This is a genomic window from Paenibacillus litoralis (genome assembly GCF_046244365.1).
In the GTDB taxonomy this organism is placed as follows: domain Bacteria; phylum Bacillota; class Bacilli; order Paenibacillales; family NBRC-103111; genus Paenibacillus_V.
This window is the reverse complement of the sequence record NZ_CP176395.1, coordinates 814,590-830,574: the sequence shown is the minus strand read 5'-3', so window position 1 is coordinate 830,574 and position 15,985 is coordinate 814,590. Positions and strand designations below refer to the sequence as shown.

At 54.2% G+C, this 15,985-nt stretch carries 10 protein-coding genes; all 10 read right to left on the bottom strand.

The features are described from left to right. Positions 1–8 precede the first annotated feature (8 nt). Positions 9–926, bottom strand: coding sequence for a LacI family DNA-binding transcriptional regulator (locus ACKGJP_RS03510; protein WP_409344307.1), 918 nt, complete (start codon positions 924–926; stop codon positions 9–11). A gap of 41 nt (positions 927–967) precedes the next feature. Next, positions 968–2,731, bottom strand: coding sequence for a glycoside hydrolase family 13 protein (locus tag ACKGJP_RS03505; RefSeq protein ID WP_409344306.1), 1,764 nt, complete (start codon positions 2,729–2,731; stop codon positions 968–970). Between the two features lie 67 nt (positions 2,732–2,798). After that, a complete protein-coding gene (locus ACKGJP_RS03500) occupies positions 2,799–3,632 on the bottom strand; it encodes a sugar ABC transporter permease (protein WP_409344305.1) in 834 nt (277 codons plus the stop codon). Then, complete coding sequence (locus ACKGJP_RS03495; protein ID WP_409344304.1) at positions 3,633–4,949, bottom strand: ABC transporter permease subunit; 1,317 nt, start codon at positions 4,947–4,949, stop codon at positions 3,633–3,635. It abuts the gene before it with no gap. Positions 4,950–4,962: 13 nt separating this feature from the next. Further along, positions 4,963–6,255 (bottom strand): maltose ABC transporter substrate-binding protein, encoded by a 1,293-nt coding sequence (locus ACKGJP_RS03490; RefSeq protein ID WP_409344303.1) that lies wholly within the window; start codon positions 6,253–6,255, stop codon positions 4,963–4,965. A 223-nt stretch (positions 6,256–6,478) separates the two neighbouring features. After that, positions 6,479–7,207 (bottom strand): ECF transporter S component, encoded by a 729-nt coding sequence (locus ACKGJP_RS03485; RefSeq protein WP_409344302.1) that lies wholly within the window; start codon positions 7,205–7,207, stop codon positions 6,479–6,481. Next, complete coding sequence (locus ACKGJP_RS03480) at positions 7,189–8,874, bottom strand: ABC transporter ATP-binding protein (protein WP_409344301.1); 1,686 nt, start codon at positions 8,872–8,874, stop codon at positions 7,189–7,191. The genes ACKGJP_RS03485 and ACKGJP_RS03480 overlap by 19 nt, the downstream gene beginning before the upstream one ends. Next, positions 8,847–9,740, bottom strand: coding sequence for an energy-coupling factor transporter transmembrane component T (locus ACKGJP_RS03475; protein WP_409344300.1), 894 nt, complete (start codon positions 9,738–9,740; stop codon positions 8,847–8,849). The genes ACKGJP_RS03480 and ACKGJP_RS03475 overlap by 28 nt, the downstream gene beginning before the upstream one ends. Beyond that, positions 9,737–10,681 (bottom strand): DUF4430 domain-containing protein, encoded by a 945-nt coding sequence (locus ACKGJP_RS03470; RefSeq protein ID WP_409344299.1) that lies wholly within the window; start codon positions 10,679–10,681, stop codon positions 9,737–9,739. The genes ACKGJP_RS03475 and ACKGJP_RS03470 overlap by 4 nt, the downstream gene beginning before the upstream one ends. An 8-nt stretch (positions 10,682–10,689) precedes the next feature. After that, complete coding sequence (locus ACKGJP_RS03465) at positions 10,690–15,846, bottom strand: S-layer homology domain-containing protein (RefSeq protein WP_409344298.1); 5,157 nt, start codon at positions 15,844–15,846, stop codon at positions 10,690–10,692. Positions 15,847–15,985: the final 139 nt, after the last annotated feature.

The following is a 15,985-nucleotide window of genomic DNA, read 5'->3' as shown; positions in this document are numbered from 1 at the left end:
TCCGATCCTCACGATGAAACGGACAAATAGATAAATTTGTCGGGATTGCTGTAATCCGCATCGTGAATGTTGCGGTCCATCATGTCCACAACCTGTTTATATAAGTTCAACTCGTACGTTATTTTCGCAACCTTCGCCGGCACGATGTCCGGGTAATGGCTTGTGCATAGAACGGCTATATGCTCGTGCGTCCACAGCACTTCGTTCGCCAAAAATTCGTTAACGACGATCCCGGGACTGCCCTCGGGAATTTTGGACAGAAAGGCATTCAAGCCCTCCTTGCTTTCGTACACGTGAATCCTCGCTTCGTCCAAGCCCGACAGGCGCTTGACGATGCCGACGAGCGCCGCGTCGTTATAGGCGTCCATCACCAGAAATTCCGGCGTTTCGCCGAGCCTCGCGTTCGCGGACCGAAAGCCTTTTTCGAAATCGGGGATGATTTTGTGAAATAGCGTATCTTCGATATGGCTGTCCACGACAAACACCGGAATCCCGAACCCGAAGTAACGGGATATGGTTGCGAACCGCTCTTGATCTACGTTTATCAGGAAGACGCCGTCCAAATTCCGTTCTCGAATCATGTCGTAGGACGGAGCGTCCCCGTCGATCTGCATAAAAATGACATGGTAACCCCGCTCGCCGCACAGCTGCTCGATCCGGTATAACGTTTTGACGTAATTCAGATCGGACCACGGCTTCGGTTCCAAATCCTTGAACAATAAAATACCGATCAGCCCGGTTTTTTGCAGCTTCAAGGAACGGGCGCTCCGGTTCGTCACATAGTGCAGCTGCTGAGCGATTTTCAGCACCTTGACACGCGTCTCGTCGGAAATCGACTGCGTCTTGACGTCGTTCAATATATAGGAAACCGTCGCGATCGATACGCCGGCCGCTTTTGCGATATCTTTGATTGTCGCTTTTTTCATCTTCTTCATCCGCCCTTGCTTAAACGTTTCAGTCGATTTAATCACACGACATCCGTTTTGTCAATCGCTCCGGGTGCAGCAAGTACGAGCCAACCGAACGGCGGCAAGGTTACGGTCATCGCAGCCTCGTCCATCCGGGCTTTGCCTTTGCCCCAGATCGGAACAGGCGGCGTTTGCGGTTCGATTGCGAACGTCAGCCGTTTCTCACCGTCGCTATGATTGAAACAAACGTAAACGTGCTCGCTTGCGTGCCGTCTTCGAGCCACAAGCTGGCGGTCCCGGGCGTAAACGATTTCGAACGAGCCTTCCTGCAGGGCGGGATGCGCCTTACGCAGCGCTATCAGCTCACGGTAAAAGCCGAGAAGCTCGCCGTTCTGTCTCTGCGTATCCCAAACCATCGGTTTGCGGCAGTCGGGGTCGGCTCCGCCTGTCATGCCTACTTCGTCTCCGTAATAAATGCACGGCGCGCCCGGCAAAATAAACTGAAACAATACGGCCTGCCTGGCCTTACGTTCGTCGTGCGCGGCCGTGAGCAGGCGGGGCGTGTCATGACTGCCGACGATATTGAACGCCGCTTCGTTCACTTGCTGCGGATAGCTCGCCAGAAGCCGGTTGATTCGGAACGAGAACGTTTCCGCATCGATGTCGTCCTTGGCAAAAAACTGAAGAACGGCTTCCGTCGCCGGATAGTTCATCACCGCATCGAACTGATCTCCCCGCAGCCACGGCATCGCGTCATGCCATATTTCGCCCAAAATATAAAAGTCGGGCTTGAGCGATTTCAGCTCCCGGCGAAAATGCCGCCAAAATTCGTGGTCGACCTCGTTCGCCACATCCAGTCTCCAGCCGTCGATGTCACATTCCTTGACCCAATACCGCGCAACGTCGAGCAAGTAGGCCCGCACTTCCGGGTTGGCCGTATTCAGCTTGGGCATATGGGACTCGAACGCAAAGCAGTGATAGGACGGAGTCGCCCCGTCGGCTGCCGGGCTGTCCTTCATATGGAACCAATTCCAGTAGACCGACTCCCGGCCCTTCTCCAGCACATCCCGAAATGGAGCAAACCCGCCTCCGCTATGATTGAATACCGCATCCAAGATGACGCGTATGCCCCGCGCGTGAAAGGCTTGAACGAGTTTCTTCAATAACGCCGCGTCGCCGAAATGCGGATCGACCTTGTAATAATCGGCGGTATCGTATTTATGGTTGGTGTTTGCCTCGAATAGAGGCGTAAAATATACGGCCCCTACGCCGAGCGAATGCAGGTAATCGATGCGGTCCAGCACGCCTTGCAGATCTCCGCCGTAATAATCGTAAGGACCCGGATCGTCCTGCTCCCAAGGGCGAACATGCGCAGGGTCGTTCGTCTTATCGCCGTTCGCGAACCGTTCGGGAAAAATTTGATAAAAGACGGCCTTTTTAACCCAATCCGGCGGCTGCAGCACCTCGGTCGGCCAAATAAACGGATAATCGAAAAAGGTGAGCGGATCCTGCGGTTTTTGCTCCGAAAAGCCTTGCTCCGTATACCACAGCTTCTCTTTGCCCGAAACGAGCTCGAACGCATACCGGAGCCTGAAATGCGGAGGCGCGAGCTCCGCCTGCCAGTAATCGAACAGCTCGTCGGTCGCTATCTTGTGCAGATGCGTTTCCGAGGCGGTGTTCGCCCAATCGTACTTATCCCCGTATAAAGCTCTGACGGCGTACAGATCGTCTTTTTTGGCGCGCAGCCGAATATGGACGGTATTTTCGTCGTAGGCATAGCAATAGCTGTCCGCAGACCGATGATAAATCGCTTCAACGAGCATGGTTACTCCTCCCTCCATCCATTCGCAAAATTCTCTCTGTCCATTACGCTTATTCCCCCGCTTCCCGTCAGCCTTTATCGGCACCCGACGCAAGTCCGCCGATCAAATACTTTTGGAAATACATATAAAGGAATGTAATCGGCAGGGCTACGAGTACCGCGCCGGCGGCGAATAAGGGGAAGCTGGAGTTCGTCTCGTTGGCGACCATATTGTACAAGCCTTGGGCCAGCGTCATTTTGTCGGACGACCGCAAGATGATTTGCGGCAAAATGAAATCCATAAACGGCGTAATAAAGCTGTTCAGCGCAACGAATGTAATGGCCGGCAGCGACAACGGGAAAATAATTTTGAAAAAGATGTCCATATGCGTCGCCCCGTCCAAAAAGGCCGCTTCCTCCAGGCTTCGCGGAATCGTATCGAAATGGCCTTTCATCACCCACGTTCCCATCGATACGGCTCCCCCGGCGTAAATGAGCACGATGCCGAGATGGGTATCGAGCATCTTCGTTTGCAGCAGCAGCACAAAAATCGCCATAATGGACAAGAAGCCGGGAAACATTTGCAAAATCAGCAGCACCATCAAGCCTTGTTTCCTGCCTGCGAACCGGAACCGGGAGAAGGCGTATGCCGTCACGGCAACCAATGCCGTCGACAACACCGCGTTCGAAACGGCGATCTTGATCGTGTTGCCGTACCACAGCACGAAATCGGTTTGGCGGATCAGCTCGACGTAATGACCGATCGTCGGATGGGCGGGAAACATGCTGCTGACCAGCAGCGCCGTGCCCGGATTGAGCGACGTTCCGACGACCCACACGATCGGATAGAAAATCGCTATAAGCAGCAGCACGAAAATCGCGTAAATGCCGGCTACGACCAACTTATTTTTCAGCTTCGACATTCAGACCATATCCTCTTCTTGGGTAGACTTCATTCGCCTGTAATTCCATAAGGAAAACGCCGCGATGAACAGAAACATCAGGATGGACACGGCCGAAGCCATGTTGAATTGGCTCTGGTTCAGCGTCATCTTGAAAATCCACGAGATCAACAGATCGGTGCTTCCCGCGTAATAATAGCCGGTGTTGTCCGGGCCCCCGTCTGTCAGCAAATAAATCAGATTGAAATTGTTGAAGTTAAAAGCAAACTGCATGATGAGAATCGGAGCGGTTGCCGTCAACACGAGAGGCAGAGTAATGCCGACAAACTTTTGCCGTCCGGAGGCTCCGTCCACCTCGGCCGCTTCGTACAAATCGCGAGGCAGCGTCGTCAATACGCCCGACATCAGCGCCATCAGAAACGGGGTGGAGAACCACATGTTGACGAGTACGACCGTCACCTTCGCCATTGCCGGATCGGACAGCCAGGGCACCGGCTCTACACCGAGCTTCACCAGCATATCGTTGACCGGACCGAACGACCCGTTGAGCAGCACCCGAAACACGAGAATCGAGATAAACTGCGGCACCGCCCACGGCAAAATGAAAACCGTTCTCCAAAACCGCTTGAACCGGATGCCCGGGTGGTTCACCATCATCGCCAGCAGCAGGCCGCCGAAAAAAACCGTAGCGGTCGAAGCCCCCGCCCAGGCGATGTTCCAGACCGATATGCCGAGAAACGTCGATCTCCACGCCTCTTGGACGAACAGATCGGTAAACGTTCGGAGCCCTACCCAATCGACCAGCGAGCGGTCGGGAATGTGGGCCGGCGCGGAATAATTCGTAAAGGCGATCAGCACATTGAACACCAGCGGAATCACGGTTACGAAAAGCGCGAAGCCGACGGCCGGCAAGAGCAGCAAATAGGGCAGATGCCGAAATTTGGCCGTTTGGAGCGAGTCGCCGAACCCCGGGACACGCTTTCCTTCATCCCGAATGCCTCCGTTCTTGCGGGCGTCGTAAATGTTCATCGCGTAGAAGCCCGCAAACAACAGGACGATAACAAGCGTAATGAGTCCGTTGATCAGCATAAAGATGGAATGGTCACCCTGAACGATTTTGCCGCCGACCACCCGTGTAGGAACCGACCCTAGCGTAATAAGACCGGAAATGCCTTTGTAGGCGATCGGGTAAAAGTTCCAGAAAAACAGCTGCGCCATGATCATGAACAACAAGCCTTTGACGTACTGCCTGTTGTAAAGCTGGCCTAGCCCGATGAATATTGCGGAAAAGAAGGCGGCTTTCGTCCGGTGCCGCCAAGCGCCTTGATTCGATTGCATACGCAAAACCGCCTTATTTCTTCGTCTTGATTGCCGTTTTGATTTGGTCTACCGCGCTGTTCAAGACGGTGCCCGGGTCTTTATTGTCGTTCCATAGAGTGGCTAGCGCGGTGCCTGCCGGCACCCACACGTTGCCCATCTCCGGAATGGACGGCATCGGGGTGGAATACTTCGCTTGCTCCAGGAATGCGGAAGCGTTGGCGTCCTTCGTAATGATCGGATCGTCCATCAAGTCTTTTCTCGGAGGAAGCTGCTTCGTCATCTCGAAACGTTTGGACAAATTCGGCTTGCTCGTCGCATAGCTCGCAAACAGCTTTGCCGCGGCCGGATACTTCGTGTACGAATTGACGTACAGCCCGCGAATGCCCGAGAAGCTTTTCGGATGCTGGCCGTTCGGCAGCAGCGGCAGCGGAGCGACGCCGTATTCGAACCCTACTTGGGTCAGGCTCGATTGCAGCCACGGTCCGTTGATCACGGCAGCCGTCTTCCCTTCCTGGAAAAAGCCCGTAATGATATTGTCGTTGATGTCATTCGTATTTAAAGGAAGGATTTGCTTAAGCGACTGTACGTATTTTGCGCCTTCGACCGATTTTTCATTGTTCAAGCCGATATCGTTCGCGTCAGTACCGTTATTGCCAAACACATACCCGCCGTAACCGGCAAGAAACGAATAAGATTGATACAGCTGGCCGACATTCCACATGAACGCATACTTTTTGTTTTTCGGATCGTTGTACGTTGCGGCGAATTTGACGATTTCCTCGTACGTTTTGGGCGCCGTGGGCATGAGGCTCTTATTGTAGAAAAGCGCGTACGTATCGATCGCCGTCGGAAACCCGTACAGCGTGCCCTTGTTGCTGACGCCTTCGATGGCCGATGCCATGTATTCGTTCTTGGCTTTCTCGTCGAAAACGTCGTTCTGCAGCACGAGCCCCGCCATTACGGCATTGCCGAGATGATCGTGCGGCGCGGAGAAGACGTCGGCGCCGATTCCGGCCGGACCGTCCGTCGTCAGCTTCTTCACGGAATCGATGGCGGGAACGGGCTCCACCTTCACTTTGACTCCGTACTCTTTCTCAAACTGTTCTGCGACCGCTTTCAAATAATCCAATTCCGGTCCCTTCGATTCCCAAACGAGTAATTGCGCGCCGGTCTCCGGCTTCAGCCCTTCTTGCTTGACGGTTCCTTCGGACGGACTGCCTTGCTCTTGAGCGGCAGGCGGACTTACGTTCTTGCCGCAGGCGGGTAAAACCGAAACGCTGGTAAGGACGGCAAGTGCGGTAATAATCAAAGAACGTTTAGACATACGTTTCCCCCCAATGATTTAACTTAATCGTTTAAGTATTACTTATACGTTTAAGTAATGTCTTTACTGAAACGTTTAAGTTATATTTGCACCTATCATAACGTGTCAGCAGAACGAAGTCAATGGCAGATACAGGATTTAAAAATGAATTGTTTTCACAGCGCCGATAACCGAAATAAGAGCGCCGTTCGGCGCTCTTGGATTGTTTAGGCAACGCTTTTTTCTAAGGCTCCATTAACCCGTACTTGCTTTTAACCCGGTCCAGCTTCTCCATCATCGACCGCGAAAGAATCCAGAGGAAGAACACGGTGGCGATCGCATGCACCATATCGAACCAGAAGCCCGAAGCATAAGCCGCAATCAATGTCTCCCAAGTAAATATCGGCGTGAACATCATAACGGAGCCGATGTTGATAATGCCCCCATATACGATGAACGTGGAAAAACCGCCGAACAGGCTCAAGGAGAGCCGCGTACGCTTAAGCCATCCTTTCTTGAACAATATGCCCGCCAGAAACCCGATCAGGCCGAAGCAAAACATTTGCCAAGGCGTCCACGGCCCTTGGCCGAAGAAAAAATTCGAGACGAAGCCCGCGACCGCTCCGGTAAGAAACCCCGCTTCCGCGCCGAGGCTTACTCCGGCGATAATGACGATGGCGACGACGGGCTTGAATTGCGGTACCATGAAGAACGCTGCCCTGCCGGCCACGGCATTGGAAGCCATCACCGCAATGAGGATGAGCTCCCGGGCTTGCGGCTTGCGTTTCTCGAATACCATAGCGAAAGGAAGCATCGTGTATAACAAAATAAGCAAGCTGATAAAGTAATATTTGCGGTCGTCCAGCACGAATATCCCCAGCAGAATCGTAGCCGGGATGACGATGAGGATAAGCGCCGACGCGAGCAAGGTTCGCCTGCTCAGGCGGTGCTCGTTTACCGGCTGTTCCGGCATAGCTCGATCACGCCCTCTATCGTCACGGCGTCTTGCCAAATGTGGCGTACCATCCGGTTAGCCGCCGTCGTATAAAAGCTGTTTCCCGCAAAAAACTTCTTCGTGGAATTCGACGTCATGATGTTTCCGTCGAAGAACATCGCGCACACCTCCCCATACTTGGCGCAAAATTCAATATCGTGGGAGACCATGACGATGGTGACGCCCTCTTTGTTTAGTTTCTTAAGCAGCGAACCCAGCTTCTCTTTAAAAAAGCCGTCCAGCCCTTTGGTCGGCTCGTCGAGAAGCAATATTCGCGGCTCCAGCAGCAGCACCTTGGCGAGCGCCGCTCGCTGCTGTTCTCCGCCGCTCAAGTCGTACGGATGCATGGGCAGCACATGCTCCAGCTCGGCGAAACGGACGACGGAACGGATTTTATCCGTCTTCTGCTCCTTCGTCAGCTTCGAGTCGGACAGCATCTCGTATAGATCGAGCTCCACCGTCTTTTTGACGAATAACGATTGCGGGTTCTGCGGGAGGACGCCCAGCCGGTTCGTAAACAGCTTGGCTGCGCTCATCGCTGCCGGGTTATGGCCGTCGATCAGCACTTTCCCGCGATAAGGACGAAGTATGCCGCTTATGAGAGACAGGGCGGTCGTCTTCCCCGTGCCATTCCCGCCGACGAGGCAATAAAATTGTCCTTCCCGCACGTCCAGCGACAAATCCTTAATCGTATCCGGCCCGTCCTTCTCGTATTTGAACCAGACGTCCTTGAAGCGGATCGCGACCGGTCCCTCTTTTGGACTTTCCGCAGCTTCTTCCACACCGGCCGTTTGCCCTGACTTACCGTCCAAATACGCATGCAGCCACTGGCGTCCCTGTTTGACCGTCAGGGGCCCCGGCGCGCCCGCTGCCGAGAAATCGGCAACACCCGCATGAATCTGCATCGGAGCGGGCATGGAAGCAAAGAGCGGATGCCGTTCCGCGCGAAGCCGCTCCCCCACCGTCTGCGGCCTATCGTCCGCGATCACGGCTCCCTCGTCGAGCACGATAAGCCTGTCCGCGATCGGAAGCACCTCTTCAAGCCGGTGCTCGGTCATGATAACGGTCGTACCGAGCTCGCGGTTGATTTTGCTGACGGTCTCCAGAAAGTCTACGGCCGCAATCGGGTCCAGCTGCGAGGTCGGCTCGTCGAGAATCAGTACGGACGGATGCATGGCCATAACGGAAGCCAAGTTCAGCAGCTGCTTCTGTCCCCCCGACAGCTCGGACACATGCTTATGAAACCAGGTCTGAATGCCGAAGAAACTGGCCATTTCGGCCACACGTAAGCGAATGGTTTGCTGATCGCAGCCCAAGCTCTCCAGGCCGAAGGCGAGCTCGTGCCATACTTTATCCGTCACGATCTGGTTGTCGGGGCTTTGCAGCACGAACCCGATCTGCGAGGCTTGCGTTCGCTGGTCCGCCTCCTCGATCGGCCTCCCCAGAAAGTCGATCCCGCCGGTGCGCCGTCCATGCGGGGCAAGCGATGACTTCAGGTGCCTGAGCAGCGTGCTCTTGCCGCCGCCCGACATGCCGCATATCGCGACGAATTCCCCGCTGCCGATCGTAAGCCGGATATGGGACAGCGCATTCTTCTCTTGCCCGGGAAAAGCGAAGCTTACATCTTTGATGCGATATATTTCCATTTGATATCCTCCACGATCCGAATTACCACAGGCATGAGACAGAGTGCGGAATAGGCGCAGAATACCGCAATGCCGAAGGGCGAACGCTCTTTCGCGTGAATCGAAGGGAAATACCGAATCGTGTTTTCCTCTGCCGCGGCACCGGCCAGGACGAGCGCAACAAGGCCCGCCAAGATGGCGAACACCGCTTTGTCCCGGTCGTCGAACCGGAACGTCGAGAAGCTCGTGCGGTTCGGCAGCCCGTAGCCTCTCGACTTCATGGAATCGGCCGTCTCGATCGCATTTTCCAGCGCCCAGGTGGTCATGACCGAGAGTATGCGAATCCCGTTGCGCGCGCGTCTTCCTATGCTCCCTTGCGATACGTCCCTTCCGATGCATTTCTGCGCATTCGATATCGCTTTGATTTGGCTGCGGTACCTCGGAACGAAACGCAGCGCCATCGAGAAAATCAGCGATAAGGCCGGCATGATCCGGCCGAATAAGTAGATGAATTTATCCGACGTCATGACGGCGTTATAGCACGAAAACCAAACGATGACCGTCACGTACATGCATGCCGCCGACAAGCCGTACAGGATGGATTCCAGCGTAACCGGATTCCCGTTCTTGAGATAGAATAGAATCGTTACGCCGGCATGGTTGAATACCGGGTTTAGGACGGCCATGATCAGCAGCAGCGGCAGCAAATAGAGCAAATTGAACTTCACGGCTCTCCTGCCGTTCAACAAGACCGAATAAACAACGGCGCTTACGAGCGAGATCGATTGAAAGACGGGATGCGTAAAAAACATCCCGAATGCGAGCACTGCCGCGAAATAAGCGAAGTTGACGAAAGGATGAAACGAGGCGAACGGGTCTCTCTTCACTTCACTGCCCCCGTCGCCGCTTGGTCGCCGCCGATATCCCGGCCCAAATCGCAGGTGTACACCCAATCGACAACATCGCCGTCCTTAAGCATGTACCGACTGCATCCATAGTTCGGGAACCAGCCGTTTACTTTATACACCCATCCGCTTAACTCGCCGCAATCGAACTCGTAAATATTATTAATGCCCTCGATATAGTTGCTGTTATAGATCGGCGTCATCGAAAATTCCATATGGATCTTGTTTTTTTTCATCTCTCGCAGCAGCACGTCGAATACGGACTCACCCTCATAAAACGTGACGGTCTGGGATTTGTAGATAACGCCGTCCTCCGGCAGAACCTCCAGTTTATCCTTGTTAAACTGCTTGAGATGATCGAGAATCGTCTTGCTCGTGACGGACAAGGTAGCCGTCAGCGGCTTTTTCTTATCGACGGTGACGTCCTGCCATTCGACAGGCTTCGGCTTGCCCTCCGGAACCGGATCGGTCAAATATTTGTCTTTTTTGTCCGATGCGTTCTCGCCCGGCTGTTCAGCCGGCGGCTTCGCGGACGAAGAAGCGGACGCCGTCTCATCCGTTTTATCCGCGGCATCCTTCACAGGAGCCTTAGTGCCGGCCGGAGCCGGGTCAGGCTTTAGTTCCGCTCCCGGCGCTGCCGACGGCGCCTTCTCAGGGACAGATTCCGTCGAAGGAGCCGGGGTAGAAGCCGGGGATTCTTCCCCGCTCCTCCCGGAATCGCTTGGCGTTTGGCCGTTATCGGCCTTAGGCTGTTCGGTAACGGCCGGCGCAGCCGTAGGCTGGGGCGACGCTGTCGCCTGTACGGCCTTCGTTTCGGGCCCCCTGTCGGCGATCTGCGCCTTCTCGTCGCGACCGGTACCGCCCCAGAAGAACGCGATCGTTAGCAGACAGACGATGCCTATGGCTGCAAGCCATTTTTTCATTGTCGGTTTCATACGTCCGTCATGTCATAAAGGCGGGGTTGACCGTTCAAATACCGGTCGTAGGCGACGAGCGCATACATCGCCTGATCCGTCGCCATAGGGTCGACATCCCCCGGTTTGGCGCCGCCATTATCGATGCCGCCCGGCATGATATGGTAGAAGCCTCCGCCCTTCGCGGCAAAGCCAAGCAAAGCGTCGACCGCAGAGCGGCCGTTCTTCACGAATGTCGGATCGGCATGCGGATCGATGCCTAAGCCCGACAGCGCGACGACGACTTGAGCCACGCTCTCCGAGTTGGCGGATTCCCAGCTGGCATACCCGCCGTCCGCTTGTTGATTTTGGGATAGCCAGGCGACTGCTCTGTCCACAGCGGCCCGCACCGTCTTGTTCGATTCATAATAAGGAGTCAGTCCTTGTATCGCCATTGCCGTGATGTCCGGATCCGGTACGGCGGCATTCTCGCCAAGCGCCCATCCTCCGTTCGTAATCTCGCGATTCAGAATGAAGTCGATTAGCTTCTCTCTGGTCGTCTGCGTTTTGGCGCCCGGAACGGCGGGGATCTCGTACTTTTTGCTGTCCAAAGCGATCAGCGCGAAGATCGGTCCGTTGATGCCCTGTTTAATCAAGGTATCAAAATCGGCGAGACGCTCGATCATCGAATACCCCGCCACGTCGTTAATGCCTTTGCCGATGGCAGTCAGCGCCAGTATAACGCGGTCGTATTCCGTATATTTGACCGCGTGCAGTTTACCCGCTTTCTCTTTCAGCGTTTGCTCCAGATTGGCATAATACTTGGCATAATAGGAGTCCGGAACTTGAACGCCGGAACGCGCCAATCCCAGTACGGTCCATTCCCCGCCGATGCTGGCTACGGCCGGATCGGTTATCGTCTGCTGCATGTAGACGGCCGTTGCCTCAATTTGCTTCTTCACGGCCTGCTGCTTGCGGGTGTCCGCTTGGTTGTCTTTAGCGTGGGTGCGTTCATAATCGAATGCCCTCATCGCCACGACGGCTGCCATTTCACGCGTCACCGTGCCGCTTGGATGGAAGCGACCGTCCAAGTCCGCCGTCATCAATTCATGAGCGGCAATCGTCTGTACATCCGCTTTTGCCCACGAGGAGACTTCGTCCAGATCATTCAGCGCGATGGCCGATGCCGAAGACTGCATGCCCAATGCCCGATTCACGATGACGGCCATTTGTTCGCGGGTAATCGTATCGTCCGGATAAAACCGGCCATCGTATCCGTCGATATATCCGGCTTGATAAGCGGCGTTTACATAAGGATAGAACCACTGGCCTGCCTTGACATCTTCGAATCGGGACGGATCGCCCGCCGGCTTTACCATTCCCAATACTGATACAAGCAGCTTGGTGAACTCCGCTCTTGTCACGGCGGATTTCGGCTTCAGCATGCCGTCGCTGCCTTCGACGAATCCGCGCTGCGTCGCCTCGCCGATCGGGCCATACGCCCAGCTCGCGATCTCGCCGGCATCCGAATACCGCTTCGTCAAATCCATACCGCCCGCCGCTTCCAGTCGACTGGCCGCATACGCGACGAACGATGTGAAGTGGTTCGTCTTGATCACGAGATCGTTGCCTTTGACGAAAGCATACGTGATTTTCTCGCTGCCTTTGGTCGCTTGTTCGCCCTGTTCCTCGGAATCATACATAACGATCGGCGTAAATGTACCGTCTTCGATAAACCCGGCCTGCTGCCCTTTCCCTCCCTTGATCGTCAAGGTAAGCGGCTTGTCGAACAAGTACGACTGATTCGAGCCTCCCATGATGAAGGCATGGCTTATTTTCTCCAGCCGATCGCCGGTATGTAAGCTCCCCTTGACCTGCGCCAACAAGGACGCATCTTCGGCATTTACCGTCGTAAAGAGCTCGATGCCGCCGTCCCCCGCCTTCAGCCTCGTGCCCTTGTCGATGACAAGCGAGAGCTCCCCTTTCTGTACCGTAATCATCGGGATGCCGTCTTGAACATCCTTCACATTCAGAATGACCTTCGGCTTCACATCGGGAATCGTCAGGGTAATATTGTCGGTTCCTTGCTGCTGCTTCGTGATGGTTTGGATAAAATCCTTTTGCAAATCCGCCGGTACGGCAATGATAGGCGTCTTGTCACCAGGTTTTGTACTCGGGTCTATGCTCGGATTCGGGCCTGGGTTTGGGTTGGGGTTCGGGCTTGGGTCTGTCGGCACATAAGGGGGTTCTCCCAAATCCTCGCCCAAATTCGTCGTATACCGCCACTGGACGGTATCGCCGCCCGAAAGGATGTAAACGCTCGCCCCATAGTTCGGATAGGTACCGTTTACGTTGTACATCCATCCGCTGCCGCTGCCATGGTCGAACTCGCCGTCTCCTGCGATGGATTGCACATAGACGCTATTGTATTTCGGAGTCCATGTAAAGGCGTAAGGGATGCTTCTTGCATTCAGCTCTCTTTGCAGTACGCTCCATACCGTATCTCCGGACTGCAGCTCCACGGATGCGGGATTCATGACATATCCTTTATGGATTGTCGCTTTATCTACGGATAGAGTGACATGCTTTACAGGCTGAGGGTCGGTTCCTCCGCCTTCGCCCGGCGTCCCGACAACGTTTGTTGCGAATGCAACGAAGTCGGTAAAATGCTTGGTCTTAACAATTAGATCGTTGCCGCTGTCAAAGGCATACTCGTTCTTACCGCTGCCGCTTCCATCCGAATCGTTTGCAAACTTCTGTATGGCGCGGGCCGTCCCGTTCTGGATATATGCGGCATCTTTCCCCTTCATCCCGGAGAACGTTAACGTAATGAACCGATCGAACGTAATGCCCGACGTACCGCCCATCTTGAACGCGGCGGCAATCGAATCGAGTTTCTTTCCATCCGGAACGATACCGTTGACGAGCTGCCGGACCGTGTCCGTTACGTCCGCCTTCGATAACAATTCAACCGAAAGCGGGCTGCCGCTGACGAGTGACGTCCCTTTCGGGATATGGGCCGCTGTGCCGCCTCTTACCGCCGAAATCGCCGGAAGGCCGGTGTTGGCGGGCACATTCAGTTTAATGGTTGATGACGAATCGCCCGGAACTTGGACGGTTATGTCTTTATTCGAATCCGCTTCGGTAATTGATAACGAATATACGTACCCGCTAGGCGGAACGTTTACGTTAGGCCGATCCCCTGCAGACAAAGCCATTTCGATCTCGTCGAGATTCCCCGGCAGCGGGAACGGAAGCACGTCCGTCATATCGTAAAGCCGATTGGCGGCTTGCGTCATCCGATTGAAAGATACGAGCGCATAGGTCCCCTGATCGGTCGCCATGCTATTTGCTTTCGTTTCCGACATGACATGCTTGAAGCCGCCCTCAGGCGCGACGAATGTCAGCAGAGCGTCAACCGCCGAATGGCCGTTTTTAACAAATCTCGGATCGGAGGAAGGATTGAACCCGATTTCCGATACCGCGGCGATAACCTGCGAGATGCTTTCGCTGTTTACGGTCCCGTAACTCGCAAATCCGCCTGTTTCGTTCTGAACGGAAGACAGCCAAGTAAGCGCGCGTTCTACTGCGGCAGCCACTTTATCGTTCGTTAAATAATAGGGAGCAAGCGCCTGCAGGGCCATTGCCGTCAAGTCTACATCGGCCTTCGCGACCCCGAGCGCCCAACCGCCCGCATTCGCCGTATCTTTGTTGACTTCCTTGCTCAAAATATAATCAATCAGCTTCTCGCGAGTCGCTTGATTCTTCCCTGCGTCAGCCGCAGGAAATTCGTAATTTACGGCATTCATGGCGATTAGCGCAAAAATCGGCCCGTTAATGCCTTGCTTCAGGACGTAATCGTAATCGGACAGCGCTTTGGTTATATCGTAGCCCGCAACATCCCGCGAATCGATGCCGATGGAAGCCAGGCCAAGGATCAATCTGGCATGTTCCGTACTTTTGTTTTTGTCCAGGACACCGTTGTTTTTGGCCATCAATTCCTTGACCTTGTTTACGATGTTCTTATAGTAGGTCATGTAGTAGCTGTTCGGCACCGAATAATTTCCGCGGGCCAGAGATAGAATCGACCATTCTCCCCCAAGCGTTCCGAAGGTCGGATTCGTCACCGTGCCAAGCATATAGGCAAGATTTTTATTCAGCTGGTCGTTCGTAACGGCCCCGATGTTGTAGTAGACCGTGAAGATTTGCTTAACCCGATTGCCCGAGGCATCCGCCGCCGTTATGTCGATCGTATTCGTTCCATCGATCAGATCGGCATGGAATACTCCGCTCGTTCCCGGAATCGCGTTACCGTTTACTTTTACTTCCGGAACGATGCCGGATGTGACGTTGTCCGTTGCGCTAGCTTGGAAGGAAATCCGTTTGGTTGTAAATTCTTGTTGATCCGATAAGCCTTGAATCGACAATTCCGGTTTGACATGGTCCCATCCCAATTCATTGTCCAGCTTCGACATCACAAGATCGACGTTAGCTTGCGTGCTCTCCATATTTGCGAGTACGCCGTACGCTTGCTCGTACGAAGACCTGACGGCAGGATCGGCCAGCAGCGCATCCTTATTCGGGGCGCTGTTGATCTTCGCGATTACCGCCGTTAACGCGTCTTTGTTGGCGGTATCGATATAGCCGGAGCCCCATGTATTCCCAAGGTCGGAGCCGAACCCATAAACGGTGAATTGCGTACGAATGACGTCTCCGTCTTCGGGAATGTAATCCGAAAAGCCGACGTTAGGAAATACATTGTTGACCGCGTACATCCAACCGGACATCGGCGTATAGTCGAATTCCCCTAACCACTCCGGGTCCCTTTTGGATTCGATTTGTCCACCGCCTAAGGCGACTTGGTCGACGATGTATTGGGGCACATATACGCTGCTCGTAACATCCTTGACCTTGGACAGATAAAAGTAATGTTCGGCGGTTCCCGTGTTCTTTATATTGTTCTGGCCGAGCTCGCGTACCAGCAAGGCGGCCCCGTTGTCTCCTTCGTAGAACGGCACCTTCATCGGTTCCCGGTAATAGCCTTGACCTAACGTGAATATCTCTACCGACAGGGTGACGAATCCCTTCGGCCCGGATCCGGACTCTTGGGCGTAGGTCTTCCATGCGTTTATTTGGAACATGGATAAGAACAGGCTGACAATCAGCAGCCAAGTAAATAATTTACGTTGCTTCACTTTCTTTCCCTACCTTTCACTTCTAAAAATCGCAACAAGAATAACCGCCATTTGGCACCGGACGTTTACCGAAATATGGATAATATGCTTTCCAACATAAAAAAACCCTTAACTTGAAAACGTTAAGAGGCTATCTCCA